The organism is Spartinivicinus marinus (assembly GCF_026309355.1).
Lineage (GTDB): Bacteria > Pseudomonadota > Gammaproteobacteria > Pseudomonadales > Zooshikellaceae > Spartinivicinus > Spartinivicinus marinus.
In genome coordinates, this window is sequence record NZ_JAPJZK010000001.1 from 944,891 (window position 1) to 965,727 (window position 20,837).

14 protein-coding genes are annotated in these 20,837 nt (G+C 40.6%); 4 read left to right on the top strand and 10 right to left on the bottom strand.

Going from position 1 to position 20,837, the window contains the following annotated elements; genetic code table 11:
- The first annotated feature begins 6 nt into the window (after nucleotides 1–6).
- The 4 genes from dapE (at nucleotide 7) to plsB (ending at nucleotide 4,589) form a co-directional block, all read left to right on the top strand.
- Nucleotides 7–1,152 carry a succinyl-diaminopimelate desuccinylase gene (gene dapE / locus OQE68_RS04535; protein WP_180567327.1) on the top strand — a complete coding sequence of 382 codons (1,146 nt, stop codon included), beginning with the start codon at nucleotides 7–9 and terminating at the stop codon, nucleotides 1,150–1,152.
- 138 nt (nucleotides 1,153–1,290) lie between these two features.
- Nucleotides 1,291–1,557, top strand: a complete 267-nt coding sequence (locus OQE68_RS04540; protein ID WP_180567326.1) for a hypothetical protein — start codon at nucleotides 1,291–1,293, stop codon at nucleotides 1,555–1,557.
- A 3-nt stretch (nucleotides 1,558–1,560) separates the two neighbouring features.
- Nucleotides 1,561–1,941, top strand: a complete 381-nt coding sequence (locus tag OQE68_RS04545) for a hypothetical protein (protein ID WP_180567325.1) — start codon at nucleotides 1,561–1,563, stop codon at nucleotides 1,939–1,941.
- 176 nt (nucleotides 1,942–2,117) lie between these two features.
- Nucleotides 2,118–4,589, top strand: coding sequence for a glycerol-3-phosphate 1-O-acyltransferase PlsB (plsB, locus tag OQE68_RS04550; protein ID WP_180567324.1), 2,472 nt, complete (start codon nucleotides 2,118–2,120; stop codon nucleotides 4,587–4,589).
- Nucleotides 4,590–4,750: 161 nt separating this feature from the next.
- On the opposite strand, the gene OQE68_RS04555 is transcribed toward plsB, so the two are convergent.
- The 10 genes from OQE68_RS04555 to cysM all read right to left on the bottom strand — a co-directional run bounded on the left by OQE68_RS04555 (nucleotide 4,751) and on the right by cysM (nucleotide 20,776).
- Nucleotides 4,751–5,548 carry a class I SAM-dependent methyltransferase gene (locus OQE68_RS04555; protein WP_180567323.1) on the bottom strand — a complete coding sequence of 266 codons (798 nt, stop codon included), beginning with the start codon at nucleotides 5,546–5,548 and terminating at the stop codon, nucleotides 4,751–4,753.
- Nucleotides 5,549–5,570: 22 nt separating this feature from the next.
- Nucleotides 5,571–6,383 (bottom strand): undecaprenyl-diphosphate phosphatase, encoded by an 813-nt coding sequence (locus tag OQE68_RS04560; RefSeq protein WP_180567322.1) that lies wholly within the window; start codon nucleotides 6,381–6,383, stop codon nucleotides 5,571–5,573.
- A gap of 53 nt (nucleotides 6,384–6,436) precedes the next feature.
- Complete coding sequence (gene tsaB / locus OQE68_RS04565; protein WP_180567321.1) at nucleotides 6,437–7,114, bottom strand: tRNA (adenosine(37)-N6)-threonylcarbamoyltransferase complex dimerization subunit type 1 TsaB; 678 nt, start codon at nucleotides 7,112–7,114, stop codon at nucleotides 6,437–6,439.
- A 201-nt stretch (nucleotides 7,115–7,315) separates the two neighbouring features.
- Nucleotides 7,316–8,422, bottom strand: a complete 1,107-nt coding sequence (locus OQE68_RS04570) for a hypothetical protein (RefSeq protein WP_180567320.1) — start codon at nucleotides 8,420–8,422, stop codon at nucleotides 7,316–7,318.
- 2,489 nt (nucleotides 8,423–10,911) lie between these two features.
- Nucleotides 10,912–11,559, bottom strand: a complete 648-nt coding sequence (adk, locus tag OQE68_RS04575) for an adenylate kinase (protein WP_180567319.1) — start codon at nucleotides 11,557–11,559, stop codon at nucleotides 10,912–10,914.
- A gap of 183 nt (nucleotides 11,560–11,742) precedes the next feature.
- Nucleotides 11,743–13,167 carry an HDOD domain-containing protein gene (locus OQE68_RS04580; protein ID WP_180567318.1) on the bottom strand — a complete coding sequence of 475 codons (1,425 nt, stop codon included), beginning with the start codon at nucleotides 13,165–13,167 and terminating at the stop codon, nucleotides 11,743–11,745.
- A gap of 310 nt (nucleotides 13,168–13,477) precedes the next feature.
- On the bottom strand, nucleotides 13,478–16,108 hold the full coding sequence (ppc, locus tag OQE68_RS04585; protein WP_180567317.1) for a phosphoenolpyruvate carboxylase: 2,631 nt from the start codon (nucleotides 16,106–16,108) through the stop codon (nucleotides 13,478–13,480).
- A gap of 115 nt (nucleotides 16,109–16,223) precedes the next feature.
- A complete protein-coding gene (gene mazG, locus OQE68_RS04590; RefSeq protein ID WP_180567316.1) occupies nucleotides 16,224–17,054 on the bottom strand; it encodes a nucleoside triphosphate pyrophosphohydrolase in 831 nt (276 codons plus the stop codon).
- A gap of 95 nt (nucleotides 17,055–17,149) precedes the next feature.
- Nucleotides 17,150–19,390, bottom strand: coding sequence for a GTP diphosphokinase (gene relA / locus OQE68_RS04595; protein ID WP_180567315.1), 2,241 nt, complete (start codon nucleotides 19,388–19,390; stop codon nucleotides 17,150–17,152).
- A 486-nt stretch (nucleotides 19,391–19,876) separates the two neighbouring features.
- Entirely contained in the window at nucleotides 19,877–20,776 is a 900-nt protein-coding gene (gene cysM, locus OQE68_RS04600) for a cysteine synthase CysM (RefSeq protein WP_180567314.1), read from the bottom strand.
- Between the last annotated feature and the right edge of the window lie 61 nt (nucleotides 20,777–20,837).

The window sequence follows — 20,837 nt, forward strand, 5'->3', positions numbered from 1 at the left end:
TACCTTATGAGCCAACTCAGCCCAACCGTTGAACTAGCCAAAGAACTAATTCAACAACCATCCATTACTCCTAATGATGCCAACTGTCAGGAAATAATGATTATGCGCTTGGCAACGCTTGGTTTCACCGTAGAGCGGCTTCGCTTTGAAGACGTTGATAATGTCTGGTTAAGGCTAGGTGAAAAAGGCCCTGTATTAGCCTTTGCTGGCCATACTGATGTGGTGCCTACCGGGCCAGAATCCAGCTGGCAATACCCTCCATTTGAGCCAACCATCACTGATGGGATCTTATATGGACGGGGAGCTGCGGACATGAAAGGCTCATTGGCTGCAATGATCACAGCCTGTGAACGGTTTCTAGCTGAAACCCCTGATTTAGAAGAGCATGGTTCCATTGCATTTTTAATCACCAGCGATGAGGAAGGCCCTGCTAAAAATGGCACCGTTAAAGTGGTAGAACATTTACAAGCCAGGGGAGAGCATATTGACTGGTGTATTGTAGGGGAGCCATCAAGTACAGAGTTTGTAGGTGACGTTATTAAAAATGGCCGACGAGGTTCGTTAGGTGCCATTTTGACTGTTAATGGTGTGCAAGGGCATGTGGCCTACCCTCACCTGGTGAAAAATCCTATCCATTTAGCAGCACCTGCATTGGCTGAGCTTGCTGCCCATGAGTGGGACCAGGGTAATGAGTATTTCCCCCCGACTAGCTTTCAAATTTCTAATATCAGTGCTGGTACTGGTGCAACCAATGTCGTTCCTGGTGAGCTCTCAGTGCAGTTTAATTTCCGCTTTTCTACTGAAAGTACAGCTGAGTCACTTCAACAACGAGTGGAGTATATTTTCAAACAACACCAACTTGATTTCCATATTGAATGGAGCCTATTTGGCCTACCCTTTTTAACAGATCATGGTCATTTATTACCTGCAACTGTCAGTGCAGTAGAAGAAGTAACAGGCTACAAACCTACCGTTTCAACTGCTGGTGGTACTTCTGATGGTCGTTTTATTGCCCCAACAGGTACAGAAGTCATTGAGCTTGGCCCGTCTAACGCAACCATTCATAAAATAAATGAGTGCGTGAAAGTGGCCGATTTGGACTTACTGTCGGCTATGTATGAAAAGATACTGAGCAAGCTCTTCACCAAATAACAACGCTAGTAGCAACAGACCAGCCCCATGAGCTTATAAATAATAGGTGATTGGGGTGACAGTTTTACAACACAGATACATTTTAATAGCCAATGTGCCAAACTAAATAGTAAATCTAATCATAGGGATGATTTCAACATGAAAACACCCCATTTCAAACAACAGTTACTAGTTGTTAGTCAAAATCCCAAGCGTTTTCTGAGTATTTTTTTAGTCGGTGCTGCCCTGTTTGGCGTAAGTGGCTTACTACTTGTTGCGGTACAGAAGCACTGGATTAGCCCACATTATAGTTACAACTGTTTTATAATAGGGCTGGTTGGTTTAGCAATCAGCAGTATTATTGCACTAACTGGATATTTGGGGCTTTGTGTTGGCAGAATATTACAGATGTTGTTTAGAGACTAAATTATGCGGCAGCCTGATATAGAAGTGTACCTTAAAACTACCAATTTAGATGCTATTTTAAACTGGCTTGAAAAGCGCTTTGACAATTTAACCGCTACCAATAGCCATGGGCGGAGTCACCACTACTTTGGGATGATAGGCCCCCATGCAGTCCCCATTTTAATTGTTGAAAAGGCAGCCGGTCGCTTCTTTTCCAGTATTTGGTTTAACTCCTCAGATTCCCCATGGAAAACAGACATTGACTGCGCCCGAGATGCATACCAAACATTAAACGTAGAAGTTCGTTGTAATGGCAACTTTTGGGAGGAAGGAAAAAATAATGAGGATGAGTGGTGGCAAATTAGTGAATTTGGAGAAGGCCCCGTTACTTGGCAGGATGTTTAACATAGTAAGTATTTAACAGGAAAAACAGCCACTCTCTTTACACTGCCATTCAAAGTCAGACAAACAACAGGCTTACCCTAAAAATTGTTATGAAGGCTACAGATTACAGTTTGAGCATATGGCTTTGTACTTATGTTGCTAGATAGTAATAGAACAGCCATTTTTAAAAGTATATTATGGAAAAATTAATTAGAAGCTCTCAATTTTTATTAGCGGTACTACGCAAGTTAATTTCGTTTTGGGTTAAAGTTGAAGTACATAATGGTTCAGCTGAACAACTTAAGCTGCCTCCCAATACACCTGTTTGCTATGTATTTCGCAACTCATCTTTATCTGATTTTTTACTGGTTGAACAAGAATGTATTAGAGCACAATTGCCAAAGCCATCAGAGTTACTTCCTAACCTAACCGCAGAACAGCCAGCTCACTTTTTTTTAACCCAACTTAAAGGGGTTCTTTTTAAACGAGAAGATGCAAGCTTACCTGAGCAATTAAAGCAACTGATCTATCAGGTACAAAATAATGCCGCTCTTGATGTACTACTTGTGCCTGTATCCGTTTTCTGGGGACGCTCGCCCGATAAAGAGCTGTCAGCCCTCAAACTTTTATTTGCCTATAACTTCCAAGTAGCCAGCCGCTTTAAAAAGCTGTTAACTATTATTATTCATGGCAGGCAAACCATAGTGCACTTTAATCCTCCTATGTCACTGCGCGACATTGTTAATAACGAATTAGGAGAAAGCCGCACTCAACGAAAAGTCGCCAGAATTTTACGCGTGCATTTCAGACAACTACGCACCTCAGTGGTTGGACCTGACTTATCACATCGTCATAGCCTGGTAAACTCCCTCCTCCATGCTCCATTAGTCATAGATGCTATAAATAATGAAGTAAAAGAAAAAGGGGTTGATTACCAAAAAGCCAAAGCCAAGGCTCAATATTATGGTAAAGAAATCGCTTCTGACTTCAGTTATGCAGCTATTCGCTTGCTTGATATTACTCTCACATGGTTTTGGAACAAAGTCTACCATGGTATTGAAGTCAACCATTTAGAACCGATTAAGGCACTAGCAAAAGACCATGAAATAATCTACGTGCCTTGTCACCGCAGTCATATTGACTACTTATTATTATCCTATGTTTTATTTAAGCAGGGCTTAACACCACCGCATATTGCTGCGGGTATTAATCTTAACATGCCAGTGATTGGTGGTTTACTTCGAAGGAGTGGCGCTTTTTTTATTCGTCGGCAGTTTAAAGGCAATCAACTTTATACTGCTGTATTTAACGAATATTTACATACATTGTTTGTTAAAGGCTTTCCAACTGAGTACTTCATTGAAGGTGGACGTAGCCGTACCGGGCGCTGTATAACACCTAAAACCGGGATGCTCGCACTCACTATTCGTAGCTATTTGCGCGACAATAGAAGACCCATCGTTTTTATTCCTGTATATATTGGCTATGAAAATGTTCTAGAAGTTAAAACCTATTTAGGTGAATTACGAGGCAAGTCTAAGAAAAAAGAGTCTCCTCTGGATGTTTTTCGTACACTGGCCAATTTAAAACGAACTCTTGGCAAAGTGACAGTAAACTTTTCATCACCACTACTCCTAAGTGATTTTTTAACAGAGCAACAACCTAATTGGTATGATTATACTTTAGCAAAAGCAGCCAAACCTGAATGGTTAAACCCAGCCACAAATACGTTAGCTACCCAATTAATCCAACGTATTAACGCCGCAGCTTCAGTCAATCCAGTTAACCTGATAGCAATGGCTCTACTTTCTACACCCAGACAAGCACTTGATAAAAACACCCTATACTTTTCACTCGACTTTTACTTAACGCTGTTAAAACAATTGCCCTACAGTGAAAAAGTTACTTTGCCAGACCAAACAAGACAGTCAATGACACAATATGTGGAGTCAATGAAGCTTATTCACACGCATACAGATGCGCTGGGTGATGTTGTCACGTTAAGTGAAAAAAATGCGGTGGTCATGACCTATTATCGCAATAACATCTTACATTTATTTGCCCTTCCATCCTTAGTCAGTTGTTTCTTCATCAATAGTCCTTATCAAATTCGTGATGACTTAATAAAAGCCTGTGTTACGCTTTACCCTTATTTAAAGACTGAGCTGTTTTTAATTTGGCCGGAACAACAGGTGAAAGCAGAAATTGAGAACAGTATTAGTTGTTTAAAACAACTAAAGTTGGTAAGCCAGGAAAACGACAAATTGGTACGTTCAGCCCCAAACACTGTCGAGTTTATACAGTTAAGCCTGCTGGCTAAAGCCATTAGCCAGATGCTAGAACGGTTTTATTTGGTCATTAGTGTGCTATTAAAAGCAGGCAGTGAGACACTTGATGCTCACATGTTAGAAACCCAGTGCCAGAATATTGCCCAGCGTCTTTCTCTGGTTCAGGGTATTAATGCTCCCGAGTTTTTTGACAAAACATTGTTTCGTAATCTTATTCGAACACTCAAGGATAAACATGTCATTACAATTGGTAACAGCAGTGCTTTATGCTTTGATAAAGCACTCTATGATATTGGCCTAGCCGCTAAAAGAATACTACCGCCCGATATTCGTTATAGTATTCTTCATTTAACTGAAAGTGAATTTAAGCCTGTTAACTAGTGATCCTGATCCATGCGTAAAACTGGGCAACAGATTTCAAAGCCATTTATTTTCTGGTAAGGCGCTTTTTTTGCAGGCATAGCGGGCCTACGTCAAGAAAAAATAACACAGCCAGAGGGTAAATGGAGAAGAATCTGTTACCTTATTTTGCACATGGGCCACTAGCTACCAAATGCTTTATTCACATAAACATCAAAACGACCAGACTTACCTATTAGCTGATAAGTTGGAGCTTTATCCGCCAAATAAGGTGCAAGTTTTGGTCTTTTGACGACCACACGGTATTTTGCAATTGCAATAGCTGCATCCAGCAAATAGTCTGCATCTAAATCTTGACCTAACAACTTTTGAAATATCCACATTTCCTTTTTGACTTTGGCGCTTTTTTCTCGATGGGGAAACATAGGGTCTAAATAGACCACATCAAATTGATCAGTTAGCTGTAATAACTCTTGAAAATAGTCTTTGGCATCAACACAAAGCAGTTGTAACTGATTAATAATACTAGCGACATCCAAATCAGTTGCTGCTCTATTAAGACCATCAGTCAACAATAAGTGAACAACCTTCGATCGCTCCAGCAGTGTTACTTGACAGCCTAAACAAGCTAAAACGAAAGCATCTCGTCCTAGGCCAGCAGTTGCATCAAGAACTTGTAACTTTTTAGCTTTATTTAAACCCACCGCTTTTGCAATTGACTGACTTTTCCCTCCCCCATATTTTCTTCTATGCGCTAAAGCTCCCGAAATAAAATCCACTTTTATGGGGTTAGCTGACTTTTTGCCAGTTTCCGCTAAAACTATACCTTCGCCGGTTACCTCAATAACTAAATCAGGTGTAGTTAACTGAGATGAGGTTGTTACTCCCAAATAAGGACAAGACAGTTGCTTTGCTATTTGTTCTGCTTGATGGGTACGGCTTGTTTCATGACAAATAACCGCTATTTCTATATCAGACATTTGATGACTAAACCACAATTAGTTAAAACTCAACAGCAAAGTACAAGCAAAATAAAACAATACCCAGTAATAACCGATAAATGACAAATGGCAATAAGCCTATTCGGTTAATAAAGCCTAAGAACCAATGAATACACAAAAAGGCACTCACACCCGCAATTACTGCACCATAAATCAGCACATCCCAGGCTACAGGTTCAGCAGCAGCCACCAGTTGTAGTATTTTCAACGTGCCTGCAGCTAATATTACAGGTATTGATAATAAGAAAGAAAAGCGCGCTGCAGCAGAACGGTTAAATCCTAAAAATAACGCAATGGTAATGGTAATACCCGACCGGGAAGTTCCTGGAATTAAAGCCAGCGCCTGAGCAAAACCGATTAACAACGCCAGATATATAGTCATTTCTGTTAGCTCTCGGGTCTTTTTTCCTTTCAGCTCCGACTGCCAAAGCAACAACCCAAAAACAATAGTAGTTGTTGCAATCACTAGCGTAGAACGAAGTTTTTCATCCCAGCCTAGCAACGAGAGTACACCACCAAACAATAATGCAGGCAGTGTGGCCCAAATAATGCACCAACTTAATGTGGCTTCATGGCTTGGTTGTTTTTTTATTAAGGAAGCTGTCCACCCTAACCAAAGCGCTTTGATATCACTCCAAAAGTAAATACAAACTGCTAACAAAGTACCAACATGTACAGCCACATCAAACGCATTGCCTTGGTCTTGCCAGTCAAGTAGTTGAGCAGGAAGCACCAGATGCCCAGAGCTTGAAATAGGTAAGAACTCCGTAATACCTTGAATTAATGCAAGGATGATAATTTGTAGAAAGTCCATGAATATAGCCAGTTAAGGTAAATTATAACAAGTATCCGAAATAACCAGATGCTCTACTTCTGTTCGCTTTTTTTCTTAGCGACATTATCTCGCAAGTAAACTGGTAAAGCCTGCTCACTGCTCACAGTTTTACCTTGTTCAAATAATGGGGTTGCAATTGCAGCTATATCATAGGCATGAGGATACTCATTAATGTAATAGTCTGTCAGCTTGGCATGGAGTATTTCATGATACTTCCAACCAGTCCCTACACCAATCCAGTTGCGTTCAGGTTGAACAATTTCAACTTGTTCTGGCGCTTTAACAGCCTCCTCTCCTAACAAGGTCAATTGATTATTTTGTAAGATGTATTGAGCCCAATACACTTCATCCATTCGGGCATCTATAGCACATAGCACTGAATCAACTTGATATTGTCGCATACCATAATGTGCTAGTGCTGCTAAGTTTGAAACAGGAATAACAGGTAAATCAGCAGCATAAGACAGCCCTTGGGTAATGCCTGCCGCAATCCTCAGCCCTGTAAAAGCGCCTGGACCACAACCAAATGCAATGCCATCAAGTTGCTTGATAGTTAAGCCAGCGGTAGCTAATAGCTTATCAATCATTGGGAGAATTTTTTGGCTGTGCTCTCTTGGAATGATTTCAAAGTGTTCTGTAATATTACCATTTAAGGCTAAAGCAACGGAGCAGGCCTCAGTTGCAGTATCTAGTGCTAGCAGTTTAGCCATTAATCTTTTTTCTCCAAACAGGCCTCTATAGTAAACGTAACAATTCTGCTTTCCTAAAAAAACTTTACTTAACAACTAGTGGGTTTTTACTTGTACAAAGTATGTAGTAAAACCAAAAAAAGGCCCTTACGGGCCTTAAATAAAATATGCTCAGTTATAAATGGTCTGCAATAAACGAAGAGACTCGTTCAGCATTAAGCACTAAGATGCTTTTTTAGGTGGACGACCACGACGCTTTGGTTGAGCAGATGCTGCTGCTTTTGCAGCTTTAGCTTTTGCTGGGCGGCCACGTTTTTTTGGTGCAGCTGTCGTTGCACTTGCAGCTTTAGCTGGACGACCGCGCTTTTTAGCTGCAGCGGTAGTTGTACTTGCAGCTTTAGCTGGACGACCACGCTTTTTAGGTGCAGCAGTAGTTGCAGAAGCTGCTTTTGGTGGGCGACCACGACGTTTTGGTGCTGCAGTAGCAGTTGTTGCAGAAGCTGCTTTTGGTGGACGACCGCGACGTTTTGGCGCTGCTGCAGTTGTGGTAGTTGCTTTAGCTGGACGGCCCCGTTTTTTAGGTGCAGCAGTTGCTGTGCTTGCTTTTGGTGGACGACCGCGACGTTTTGGTGCTGCTGCAGTTGCCGTGCTTGATTTAGCTGGGCGACCACGACGTCCTGTAGTAGTTTTTGCTTTTTTAGCTGCTGTTTTTTCAAGTTGAGCAGCTTTTGCTGCGATCTTTTTAACCGCTTGCTTCAGTTTTGTCGCTTCGGTTTTAGCTTGCTTATCTACTTTCGCTTTATCAGCTTTATTGCGAGACTTTAACCATTTTTCTTCAAACGCTTTTACTGCTTTAGCCAGATCAGCCGCTGACTTTTCAGCAAGTGCTGCGCGATATTCTTCAACTCGCTGCTGCATTGCTTCTTCAGCTTCCTGCTCTTTTGCTTTTACAGTTGCTACTTTTTCTTGAAACTTAGCAGCTTTAAGTGTTTCTTTAGCTGACTTAATCTTTTCATTAATGTCAGCAACTTTTTGCACTGCTTTTTCTACTCTGGCTTTATTTGTAGCAGTTGCTTTTACTTTTACTTGCGCTCTTGCATCAGCAACTTTTTGTTTCTCATCAGCCAATTTAGCTTGTAAAGTTGCAACGTGCTGTTCAGCTTTTGCTACTTCATTTTCAACTTTAGCTAAACTTGGCTTTGCTACTGCTTTTACTTTAGCGGTAGAAGTAGCTTTTGCTTTTGCTGCTGCCGCTTTTGGTGGACGGCCACGACGTTTTGGTTGAGCAGCCTCTGCGGACTTTGCTGAAGGTTTTCTGCCTCTCGCCATTTTAAATCTCCTGAGCAGGAATCAAATTAGAGTTATCAATAAAAACATAGCACAAAAAGTGCTTACCCAATAGTTAAAGTGCGAATAATATTTAAATCTAAGAAATTTTTCACCCTTTTTTTACTTAATTTTGTTTTTTTGAACTATCAGCAGTAGATTTCATACCAAATCCCCCTTAAAAGTTGGCAAGCTTAAACCCACTTTCTCGATAAAAGCCAATTTCATTTATCAGTGACATGATTATTTTAGAGACTTCCATCAATTAAAGAACTACCAGGCTATTACAATTTATAAACAGTGATGGCCTTGATCTACGCGGGCTAAAGCCATTACTTCAATCGTACTATTGCTAGCAACCCAAGCTAATACCTCTATTAGTCACTTTCTCAAATGAGTCGGCAAAAAGTTAAATACTAACTATGATCCTTTCTCTGTAAGAAAGTTAAAAAACTTTGTATTCACAATGTCATTAGGACAATTTATCTAATAAGTAATTCTCTTAGAGGCGCTGATTACTGAATACTTTTGATAACAGACCAGTAAAAAGATGTATATCTGAACAGTAGTTTACTAAAGCATTTATTCCCTGCAAACCAGCAATCTAGAGGCTTTCTAGTTTAAAAGTTGAACACTAGATTAATAGTATCAGCTAAATCGTTCAATAAAATTCTGGCTCTTTACTTTATGATGCAACAAACACAAGCCACACTTTTGCCTGCCGACTTGCTTTATCAAAACAGCAATCAGCCCTTTTATATCGTGTAAGGAACACATTTACACATCATTTAGTCTACTCCCTAACACAGAATTAGCTTGTTAAAACAGGCATCTTCAACTGCACGTTTATAGCGGTAAGAGAAAGAACTATCGAGTAAGTTTCATTTTCAAACTGTATTCCTTCATTGAGTAATGAGCTAAAGCGACTCTTAAGAATCTTTCACAAAACGTATATCTTGTGCCATACAAGCAAGCTACTACAACACTGACTATCCCAAAATAGCAGAGACTTTGTAGCTAACTTAATTGATAAAAGAGTATTCCTATTCCCATTTTCTCCTTGTGCGACCGAACTATTACCTGTTTTCTTAAAACTGAAAGATAATCATCAGTGTAGTTTCACTTTTTGTGGACCAAAATACTACACAGATGTCAATGGATAGATTTTTTTATCAAAAAGCCGTTACTAGCAGGGTAAAACAACCGAGCTAATAGTAATTGAAAGCAAACCATTCTTTATGCTAGTCACAAACCATTTTTAATGGTGGGTCTTATGTTCTAAAACTCACATACTATACGCTAGTTAATGGGTCACGGTCTTCCATTGAACTCAGTTTAGTGATTGACCTTCCTCTCCTTATTAACAAAACTGCTTTAATATACAAATAAACCAATGCTATCGTAAGATTTCAGAATCAACAGGAAGCTAATCACGAATGACTAATGACTAATGACTAATGACTAATGACTAATGATTAGGCCATGACGAATTTTATGAAAGAATAACCGTTTAGGGGTAACTAATTAAAGCAAAACGTGTAAGCTAGGCCTTTCTATTCTGAAAACATTACTCCACTATAACAAGAAATTTACAATTAAAGTGATGAGGAGGAGTTATTACCTCTAATCAATTCCATCGCTTTTATCTAACATTGACACACGAGTGTCGTGTGGATTTCAACCATTTTCTGTAGAACTTTTGCTTCAAACAAATAAAAACTGCCTATAAAGTCACTTTGTCAACGTGGTAGTTAGCAAGTTTTAACCCTTTCAGGCATTAATAAAGCAAACCAACTGTATGCATTTCAACCAAAAAATATAATTCAATCGTCTACTAATATGAATATACCAATCATGACTCCTTGTTTGGAGCTAATAAAATACCTCCAGCAAAGCGCTTTTTTATGCAAGACTATAGAGTTGATGAGATACAGAAGCAGATCGCCCCTAGGTATTTAGAAAAACTGCATTTACACTCTTTTTGAAGCTTACAAGGATGCGAAGATAACAAACTAGCTAAAGGTAAATGCTAGGCAGGTTTTTATAAAATCTCATTTTTGATCACCAAGGGTGGGAAGAATGCAGTCAAGTCATGAAGTATTTAAGAGCCCCCTAATTACCTATTATTTATTGGCTTATAAGTGGCCGCACCTAAAAACCACTAGTATTGAATATATAAAAGAGAAGTACAAACACTAGTGAAGGAAGTAATTAGTTGGAATGAGATACTTTAATAAGCCACTCTACAGCCGTATATGATTTTACTCATGTCACAAGATTCACCCTGTATGCAAAACTGATGTTCCATATACAAAATAAGGTAACAACTTTGCCCCTACTTAACTTTATCCCTACTTAACTTTGTCCCTACTTAGCTGTGTCATTTACTCTTGAAATTCCTTCCATCAGTGCATGAGTTATTTATAGAAACAAAAAAGCCAACCATCCCAACAGGTAATGGCTGGCTTTATCGATTACATAAAAGCCTGAATTTAGCCTAATAGTCCAAACAAAGCTTCACGAATTTCATCTACTTCGCCAGTGCCTTTTATTTTGCCATACTTAGCGGCACCTGGCTGATCGGCCTTAGATTTATAAAAGTCAATCAAAGGCGCTGTTTGCTCATGATATACTTTTAAACGATGGCGAACGGTTTCTTCTGTGTCATCGTCCCTTTGCATTAGAGGCTCACCTGTTACATCATCTTTATTTGGCTCTTTTGATGGATTATAAACCAAATGATATATACGACCACTCGCCTCATGAATGCGTCGCCCAGTTAGGCGCTTAACAATCTCTTCATCATCAACAGCAATTTCTACTACATTATCGATTTTAATACCAGCTTGCTCCAATGCTTCAGCTTGAGGAATAGTTCTTGGGAAGCCATCAAAAAGAAAACCGTTTTTACAGTCTGGCTGAGCAATCCGCTCCTTAACCAAATCTATAATGATATCATCAGAAACTAACCCACCTGACTCCATAACTGCTTTAACTTTAAGACCTAATGGGCTTTCAGCTTTGACTGCCGCACGCAGCATGTCTCCAGTGGAAATTTGTGGGATATTGTAATGTTTTACAATATTTTGCGCCTGGGTACCTTTCCCTGCCCCTGGTGCTCCCAGCAAAATAACTCGCATGTTGTCATTGCTCCTGTAGTTTAAAAGAACTACTGATAGCCTCATCAAAGACTAACTTTGTAGTGAAATCATTTTTCTGCAAAGATACACAGGTATCACAGGCGACACAAGGCTAGGGCCTATTGGCGTTTACCTGAAACTTATGTTGTGACTAAAAAAGCCTCAATCCCTCTTATCCCAACGTCAAGCAACGAGGCTATGGTTAATCTGACTTAAACACTGATATTCACAAAGTGTTTCATTCGCTAGCTGCTGTACTAGCTGCTTAGATATGGTGAGCGCTTGGCAATAATGATCACTTGAGGCACCTGTGGTTCGGTATCCTATCTGGTACTCGCTCAATAAGCAGTTAACCAAACTTAAGAGCAGTGCCATCTTATCATTTTTAATCACTTCGACAGGTTGGAGGTGAGCACCAATACTTTCACACAAATGAGATGGCCATCCCCACTTAAGTAATAAACAAGCTCCTAATGCTGGATAGCCCATTCTTAATACAGTATTTGCTTGCCCCAAGCGCACTAGCTTACTGGCCAGTTTACGAATTGGTTCACGAGGGTTTGCGTTCGCCATTTTATTTAATAAGACAAACTCTGGAGGGTAAAAGTGGCCTATTGCCAAGATACCCATTTGATGAATTAAACCTAACAAATGGGCAGTATGTTGTTTGTTTTGCAACTGGTCGCACTCAGCAGCAATTTTTTGTGCAAGCCGAGCACTGTATAAGGCAACACGCCACCAAGCGGCTTTACCTACTACTCCTCTTATAGGTGCTCTAAGCTGCTGTAAAATGAGTATGCCTATTGTTAAATTAGCAGCAACCTTTGGCGTTAAGCTTTGTATCACTGTCTCAAGGTCATGAAAATCTTCTGCAGCAACGGTTGCATCATTATCTCTAGATAAAGTGCTCACATATTGAATTAAGTGCTTTTTAATGCCTGGTGCATGTTTAAGCTGAGAGATAACAAACTCTGCATTATCACTTTTTTCCGTCAACAGCTCAGCCACTAGTTCATTTTGTTGAGGCCAATTCATTAAGCCATTAGCTCCCTTACTCATTGAAACATCTGAGTAACAACAAGCATGAGAGGTGAGTGGTTTGTCAATCACAGAAAACTGTTGCTGGTCATTCTCTTCAATAGCTGCATCTGGGAAGGAAACAAGTAGTGCATGTGGGTTTAAAAACTTAAACTCATCTACAGCCACACCGATTAAAACGCTAGAGCACCCTGCAATAAAATAGACTTTATCAGCACACAACAACTGACTATCAATCACACAGCGTAAGCGGTACGGCTCACTTAAGGCAGGTGTCGCCCCAGGCTCACAATCAGCAAATATTTTATTAACTACTGACACTGTCAGCGGTGTTACTGGATGCCCCAGCAACTTACCTAATTGAGATTGAGAAACTAGTTGATCAGCTCCTCTCACTACCATCAGTTGTTGCTGGTTCATACGATACATAGTAGGCAAAGCCAACTGTCGGGGCTGAATGCCTATCTGTTTAATTGCAGCCAAGAAAGGCACATCTCGCCTAATTTGCAAGGTTTGAAAGGAGACCCCCTTGGCAGCAAGGTAACGTTTTACTCGCGTTGCAATATGCATGGCTTATCCCAGACCTACTTAAACTAAACCATGGCGTTAGATTGTTATATTTATCATTTAAAAAGCTTCCAGAAATAAATTATGGCTCACAATGAATAAATTGCGACTGTAATTTACAATTTTTTTACGAGAGCGCCTCCTTGCGATCAATTTTACTATTTTTGTATTGCTCACTACCTGATATCAATCAAAATGGTAATAATGAACTCTGCACTATAATTATAATAATTGTAACTGTTTTAAGTTATACCAGCCTCTCCCTGACCAAGAATCACCCTAACTAATAATAGCAGTCTTGAGTGAATATTTATCAACCAGTGTTTCTCATCCCTGCTGCAATACCTGTTATCGTAACCATTAACGCCTGCTCAATCAGATCTGTTACTGATTCAGGGTTATTTCTAGCCCGGTAGAGCAGCTCTACTTGTAGTACATTCAACGGGTCTGTATATGGATTTCTTAGTGCAATTGACTGCTGCACCCATGGGTCATCAGCTAATAACACTTCTGATCCAGTAATTTGTTTAATAACAGATGCCGTATGTGCCAACTGTTGTTGTAATTGCTCACCCAGTGGCTTTAATGCGACAGGTACTAAGCGATCATCATAATGAGCTGCCAGGGTTAAGTCCGCTTTAGCCAGAACCATTTCCAGCATGTTAACTCTGGCCCGAAAAAAAGGCCACTGGGTCATCATTTCCGTTAAAGTATCATGACCAGACTCAGCAAGCACTGCCTCCAGCGCTTCTCCGGCTCCAAGCCAAGAAGGAAGCATTAAACGGTTTTGGGTCCAGGCAAAAATCCAGGGGATAGCACGCAAACTTTCAATTCCACCTGCTTGTTTTCGTTTAGCAGGGCGACTGCCTAGCGGTAACTTTGCCAATTCTTGTTCTGGAGTAGCAGCACGAAAATAATCAACGAAGTCAGGTGTTTCTTTTACCGTTTTTCGATAAACACTTAATGACTTGTTTGCTATTTTGGCCATAGTATCACGCCAGTTATCAGCTGGAACTGGCGGTGGCAACAGTTTAGCCTCAATTGCAGCACACCAATAAAGCACCATACTTCTCACGGCGACATCAGGTAGACCAAACTTGAAGCGTATCATTTCTCCTTGCTCAGTCACCCGCATACCATAGTCCAGTGAACCAGGAGGCTGAGATAATATAGCGGCATGAGCTGGGCCACCCCCACGTCCAATAGTTCCACCTCTACCATGAAAAAGTACCAGTTTAACTTGATACTTGCTGGCTACCTGCACCAGCTTTTCCTGTGCCTGATACTGTGCCCAGGCCGCCGTTAAAAAGCCTGCATCTTTAGCAGAGTCAGAATAACCAATCATGACTTGCTGATAGCCATTAATATACTGCTGATACCACTCAACACTTAATAACCGATCAATACTCTCAGCCGCCTGATCAAGATCAGCAAGCGTTTCAAATAATGGCACCACAGGTATTTTAAAGCCAACATCAGTTGCTTTGAGCAACAGCAATACAGCTAAGACATCAGATGGCTGACTGGCCATTGAAATTACATAACTCCCCATTGCAGTTGCCGGCTGTGCGGCAATTACCCGACAAGTATCCAGTAATTCTTGGGTTGCTGCTGAGGGTTGCCATTTGGTTGGAATTAATGGTCTTTTGCTAGATAGTTCCTGCAATAAAAACTGCTGTTTTTGTTGTTCATCCCACTCAGCATAATTACCAAGCTCTAAATAACTCACAATCTCAGCAATAGCCTCGGTATGACGACCTGCTTCTTGACGAATGTCCAACTTAACCAAATGCAGACCAAAACAATATGCTCGATATAGCGTGTCAAGTACCGGGCCATTTGCAATGATTTCCATGCCACAATCAACTAATGATTGATAACATAATTCTAATGGCTGAATTAGCGCCTGGTCGTCAAGCAGCACATCTTCACTTGGACTGACGGGTATATCTAATGATTGCTCAGCCCATAGTAGTGTGGCTTTTAAGCGATGTTTTAGTTGTTTTAATAGAGCACGATAGGGCTCATTAGCTTCTCCCACTTCTGCACGTAATGGCTCACTGCAAACCACCATTGATAATTCATCAATTAGCAGCTGAATATCTCTTAAGTATAAGTCTGCAGCCATCCAGCGAGATAACAGCAACACTTCAGCCGTGACCTTGGCAGTTACATTGGGGTTACCATCTCTATCCCCTCCCATCCAAGAAGCAAATCGAATAGGAATCACCTGTTTTGTCAGCTTTATATCAAGTACTGTTTCCAATTCCTTAGTTAATACCCGACAAAAAGCAGGTACCGCTGACCACAATGAGTTTTCAATCGTTGCAAATCCCCACTTGGCTTCATCTACAGGAGTAGGGCGATGCTGTCGAATTTCATTAGTATGCCAGGCTTGACTAATTAATTGAGCTAGCCGGTTGTGTAGACTTTCTTGCTTAGCTGAATCACCATCATTGTCTTTTTCTGCTAAACAATTTGAAATAGCTTCATGTTTTTTAATTAATGTACGGCGAGTGACTTCTGTCGGGTGAGCAGTTAACACCAGCTCAATTGCCATTTGCTCAATAGACTCAGTAATAACCTGTTTATTCAAGGGCTGGGCTTTAAGCTTTTGCAATAATGCATTAATGGGGTTAGCTTGAATGGTTTCATCTTGATAAAAAGGTGAAATGGTATGATATTGTTCAGCAATATTAGCTAAATTGAGAAACTGACTAAATGCGCGAGCTAATGGCAAAAGCTCATCATCACTCAATTGCTGTAGCGCCTCACCTAACGCTTGATGATCAGGTGCTCCTTCAGCACGCTCAGATTTGGATAACCGTCTGATCCACTCAACTTTACCTAAAAACTCATCACCTAAGTCATTTTTTATTGTCTGGCCAAGAAACTCACCCAGCAAATGAACATCATTCCACAGTGCAGCCTGTGAATCATTCATTAAACTCTCCTATTTGTTACTCGCTTACTTCTATTGCTCGTCTATCTATTACTATTACTCGCCTGCGCATTACTTACTAGGGTTACACTTTTTGACATACATTAAAAGTCATATATTAGTTTTGATTATTTTCTTTCGCTTGGTTCCATAACCAATCCATTTCACTTAATGTCGCGTCCATTAATGTTTTATCTTGCTTAGTTAATTGCTGCTCTATCCAACTAAACCGCTTAATAAACTTATTATTGGTTTGCTCCAGGGCTTGCTCTGGATTAACGTTAAGATGCCGTGCCAGGTTTACACAACAAAATAGCAAGTCTCCTAGCTCGGCTTCAATATTGTGCTGGTTATCTACTTCAAGCTCAGTTTCTAACTCAGTAAGTTCTTCTTTAAGTTTGGCTATTACCAGTTTAACCTCATCCCAATCAAACCCCACTTTTGAAGCTTGCTTTTGTAATTTATAGGCTTTTATTAATGCTGGCAGCCCAACAGGCACCTCATCAATAAAATACTGCTCTTGTTTATTCTTTACCGATGCGGCTTGTTGTTTTTCTAATGTTTTAATTTTTTCCCAGCTAGCTGCTATTTGTTGCTCACTAATTTGCTCTTCTGGGCTGCGCTGAGAACTTAATGTTCCCTCAGGAAATACATGCGGATGACGACGGATAAGCTTTTCTACAAGGCGATTCACGATACTCTCAAAATTAAACCGCGACTCTTCTTTTGCCAGCTGAGCATAAAAAATAACTTGAAAAAGTAAGTCACCCAACTCTTCTTCTAAGTGCTCATAATCTTGTTTAGCTATCGCATCTGCAACCTCATAAGCCTCTTCTATCGTATGAGGAACAATTGTCCGGTAGCTTTGTTTAATATCCCATGGGCAACCTAGTTCTGGGTCTCGTAACCGCTGCATTAAATATAATAAATCTTCAGTTGTATACTTCATAGAATCAACCAGGTTATACGGCTAATAAGAGGTTTTTAGGGCAAAAAAACTCCCTAAAAACCTTCGTGAAAGCTATACCTATCATATCAAGTTCATCAGTGCTGTTTATCCCTAACTACTTCAATAACATTGGATACTTGATTAATTTTGGCTAACACCCTGCCTAATGCCTGTAAACTACTTACTTCAATAGTTAGCTTCATCACAGCTAAATTGTCATCCTTATCTGACTGTGTATTCACAGCTAATACATTGACTTTCTCATTCGCCAAAACAATCGTAATATCTCGTAGCAGGCCAGATCGGTCGTAAGCTTTTATCAATACATTAACAGGGTATATGTTTACCTGTTCACTGACCCAGCCAACCTCAATAAACCGCACAGGCTCTTTTTCTTGAAGCTGCAATGCCGTCGGGCAATCTTGACGATGAATCGTCACGCCTCGTCCAACAGTAATATATCCAACAATATCATCGCCAGGTAGTGGGTGGCAGCAGCCAGCCATTTGAGTAAGTAGATTACCCACACCACTCACAATAACATCACTGTCTACAACTTTACTATGCTGACTGGGGCGAGCTTTTAACTCAAACTCTTTGACATCCTTAGGCTCTACTAATTGCTGTGCTGCATTAATGACATGGTTTTGTTTTAAGTCACCAGCACCCACTGCTGCATACATATCATCCGCTGTTTGATAATTAACTTTACTGGCCAGCTCATCGTAGTCCTCAATTTTTAATGCCAACCGCTTAAGCTCTCGTTCAAGCTGTGCTCGACCAGCAAAAATATTATGTTCCCGATCCTGCTCTTTAAACCAATGGGTAATTTTAGCTCTGGCTCTTGACGTTGTAACATAACCTAAATTGGGGTTTAACCAGTCCCGACTTGGGCTAGCGCCTGGGCCTGTTAAAATCTCAACCTGATCACCTGTTCTCAAAGTATGATTCAGTGGCACTATTCGTCCACCCACTTTAGCTCCACGACAGGTATTACCCACTTCAGTATGAATTCGGTAAGCAAAATCTATTGGTGTGGCTCCTAAAGACAAATCAACTACATGACCATCTTTGGTAAATACATAAATGCGATCAGGCTCAATATCAGCACGTAGTTGATCAGCAAGATCCTCCATGTCACCAATTTCTTCATGCCACTCCAGTACCTGCCTTAGCCAGGCAATTTTTTCTTCATAGCTATCACTAGCAGAATTAATATCTGTACCCTTATAAAGCCAGTGAGCACAAACCCCCTTTTCTGCTTCTTCATGCATGTTATAAGTGCGGATTTGTACTTCAAGATTTTTGCCATCAGGGCCTATAACTGCCGTATGTAATGACCGGTAGCCATTTTCTTTTGGTGTGGCAATATAGTCGTCAAATTCTTTGGGGATATGCTTCCATAAGGAATGGATAATACCTAATGTGGCGTAGCAGTCTCTTACTTCAGGCACTAATACTCTCACAGCCCTGACATCATAGACTTCTCTAAACTCAATACCTTTACGGCGCATTTTGCGCCAAATACTATAAATATGTTTTGCACGCCCAGTGATGTCAGATTCTATGCCCGCTGCGGTGAGCGATGTTTTTAGTGCTTTTATTGCATTAGCAATATATTGTTCTCGATCGACCCGCCGTTCATCCAATAGCCGGGCAATTTTTTTATAATCTTGAGGTTTCAAGTAACGAAAAGAAAGATCTTCCAGCTCCCACTTGATATAACCAATGCCCAACCGATGAGCCAAAGGCGCATAGATATTAAATACTTCTTGCGCCACTCGCCGTCGCTTTTCTTTATCAGCATGTTTGACAGCCCTGATTGCGCAGGTCCGCTCAGCCAGTTTAATCAGTGCGACTCTTACATCATCAATCACTGATACCAGCATTTTCCGTACTTTATCTAATTGGCCATGCTCCTGACCCAGTACTCTATTGCGGTTATGCATTTGTAAAGAACTAATTGCCGCCATACCTAGCACACCTTCAATTAGCTTGGCGACACGTCCTCCAAATTGCTCTTTAACCTTTTTAATCGGTAATTTATGCTCTCTAACACCACGATAGAGAATAGCGGCAATCAGGCTTTCCTGGTCAAGATTTAATTCAGAAAGAATTTGTGCCATCTCCAGCCCAGTACGAAAGCTGCTGGCACCCTCAACCCAAATATTTTTTTCTGAGCTTGCTTCTAACTCCGCTTGTTTACTAATACTACAAGCCAGCCGAACCTGCTCCATATCTTTAATATTGGCATCCTGACTAAATCGAGACAGCCAGGCGTCAATATTGACAGAACCATCTTCATGTATAGGGTGTTCTTCACGTACTTTAACCATGAGTGATCCACTGATCCGTTCTAGTGTTGCATTCTGTCATTAAGAATGCACCAGTAGCCTGTTTAACCATTACGAAAGCACTGCCTGATAATCATTCAAATGAAAATCAACTGAGTATTATTAAAATTTTTGACTTAACCTCAGCGTATGTCATTCAAGGCCTCTTGTTATAACTAGTGGAAATATATACAAAAGTCATAATGCACTTGGCTAATTTTTGCTACACCCATAGTTTTCATTTAAAAGCACCTGCTCACATGACTACTGCTTATAAGACTACAGATAGCTACATTAGTGCTTCGCTAAACAGCCTTCTTAGCGATAAGTTAATAGTTAAGTATTACAGCCAACCATATTAACTTATTTTTTGTCAATTATGACTAAGCAATGAGTATAAGTTTATTAAATGGCTATTTAACAGGCAGGAGTAGCAAGTAGTCAGTGCAATATTCTCGTAACACCTGGTTACGAGAACACTATCAGGTATTATTTTGAACTAAATACACCAGTTGATAAATACCGATCACCTCGATCACAAATAATGGCGACAATCGTCGCATTTTCAACCTGTTGAGCTATTTTCAATGCAGCGGCTACTGCACCACCTGAGGATACACCACAGAAGATGCCCTCTTCTTGAGCCAACCTGCGCATTGCAACTTCTGCTTCCTGCTGCGTGATATCCATTACCTGATCAACACGCTCAGGTTCAAAAATAGTTGGTAAGTAAGCTTTTGGCCACCGCCGAATTCCTGGAATACTGGCCCCTTCCGCTGGCTGTAGACCAATAATTTGTACTGCTGGATTCTGCTCCTTTAAATAGCGCGAGGTTCCCATTATAGTGCCAGTGGTCCCCATTGAACTGATAAAGTGGGTGATTTCTCCTTGGGTTTGTTCCCATATTTCTGGTCCTGTACCCAAATAATGTGCTAAAGGGTTTGCTTTATTAGCAAACTGGTTCAGCACCAAGCCTTTGCCTTCTCGTTCCATTTGCTCTGCTAAATCACGCGCTCCTTCCATTCCTTGTTCCTGGCTAACACTAATTAGTTCTGCGCCATAGGCCGACATAGCAGAGCGTCGTTCTTCACTCATATTGTCAGGCATAATTAACACCATTCGATAGCCTTTAATTGCAGCCGCCATCGCCAAGGCAATTCCTGTATTACCACTAGTTGCCTCAATAAGTGTATCACTAGGTTTAATTGCCCCCAGTCGCTCCGCTTCATTAATCATCATTAATGCAGGGCGGTCTTTGACTGAACCTGCTGGATTGTTTCCCTCCAACTTAACGAGTACATGATTCGTAGTATTGCCCGTCAATCTTTGTAATCGAACCAAAGGAGTATTACCAACCAGTGACTCAATGGTGGGATAATTTACCGCCATGCTTTATCCTCATCTAGAATTTATAACTTCTCCGATAATAAGCTGTCAGCAGAAGAACTGT

Bases quoted from the DNA above. Each gene is read 5' to 3' on its own strand.
- OQE68_RS04570 (WP_180567320.1), bottom strand. From the start codon at position 8,422: ATGGCGAGAGGCAGAAAACCTTCAGCAAAGTCCGCAGAGGCTGCTCAA.
- plsB (WP_180567324.1), top strand. From the start codon at position 2,118: ATGGAAAAATTAATTAGAAGCTCTCAATTTTTATTAGCGGTACTACGC.
- OQE68_RS04555 (WP_180567323.1), bottom strand. From the start codon at position 5,548: ATGTCTGATATAGAAATAGCGGTTATTTGTCATGAAACAAGCCGTACC.
- OQE68_RS04560 (WP_180567322.1), bottom strand. From the start codon at position 6,383: ATGGACTTTCTACAAATTATCATCCTTGCATTAATTCAAGGTATTACG.
- cysM (WP_180567314.1), bottom strand. From the start codon at position 20,776: ATGGCGGTAAATTATCCCACCATTGAGTCACTGGTTGGTAATACTCCT.
- OQE68_RS04545 (WP_180567325.1), top strand. From the start codon at position 1,561: ATGCGGCAGCCTGATATAGAAGTGTACCTTAAAACTACCAATTTAGAT.
- adk (WP_180567319.1), bottom strand. From the start codon at position 11,559: ATGCGAGTTATTTTGCTGGGAGCACCAGGGGCAGGGAAAGGTACCCAG.
- dapE (WP_180567327.1), top strand. From the start codon at position 7: ATGAGCCAACTCAGCCCAACCGTTGAACTAGCCAAAGAACTAATTCAA.
- tsaB (WP_180567321.1), bottom strand. From the start codon at position 7,114: ATGGCTAAACTGCTAGCACTAGATACTGCAACTGAGGCCTGCTCCGTT.
- ppc (WP_180567317.1), bottom strand. From the start codon at position 16,108: ATGAATGATTCACAGGCTGCACTGTGGAATGATGTTCATTTGCTGGGT.
- relA (WP_180567315.1), bottom strand. From the start codon at position 19,390: ATGGTTAAAGTACGTGAAGAACACCCTATACATGAAGATGGTTCTGTC.
- OQE68_RS04580 (WP_180567318.1), bottom strand. From the start codon at position 13,167: ATGCATATTGCAACGCGAGTAAAACGTTACCTTGCTGCCAAGGGGGTC.
- OQE68_RS04540 (WP_180567326.1), top strand. From the start codon at position 1,291: ATGAAAACACCCCATTTCAAACAACAGTTACTAGTTGTTAGTCAAAAT.
- mazG (WP_180567316.1), bottom strand. From the start codon at position 17,054: ATGAAGTATACAACTGAAGATTTATTATATTTAATGCAGCGGTTACGA.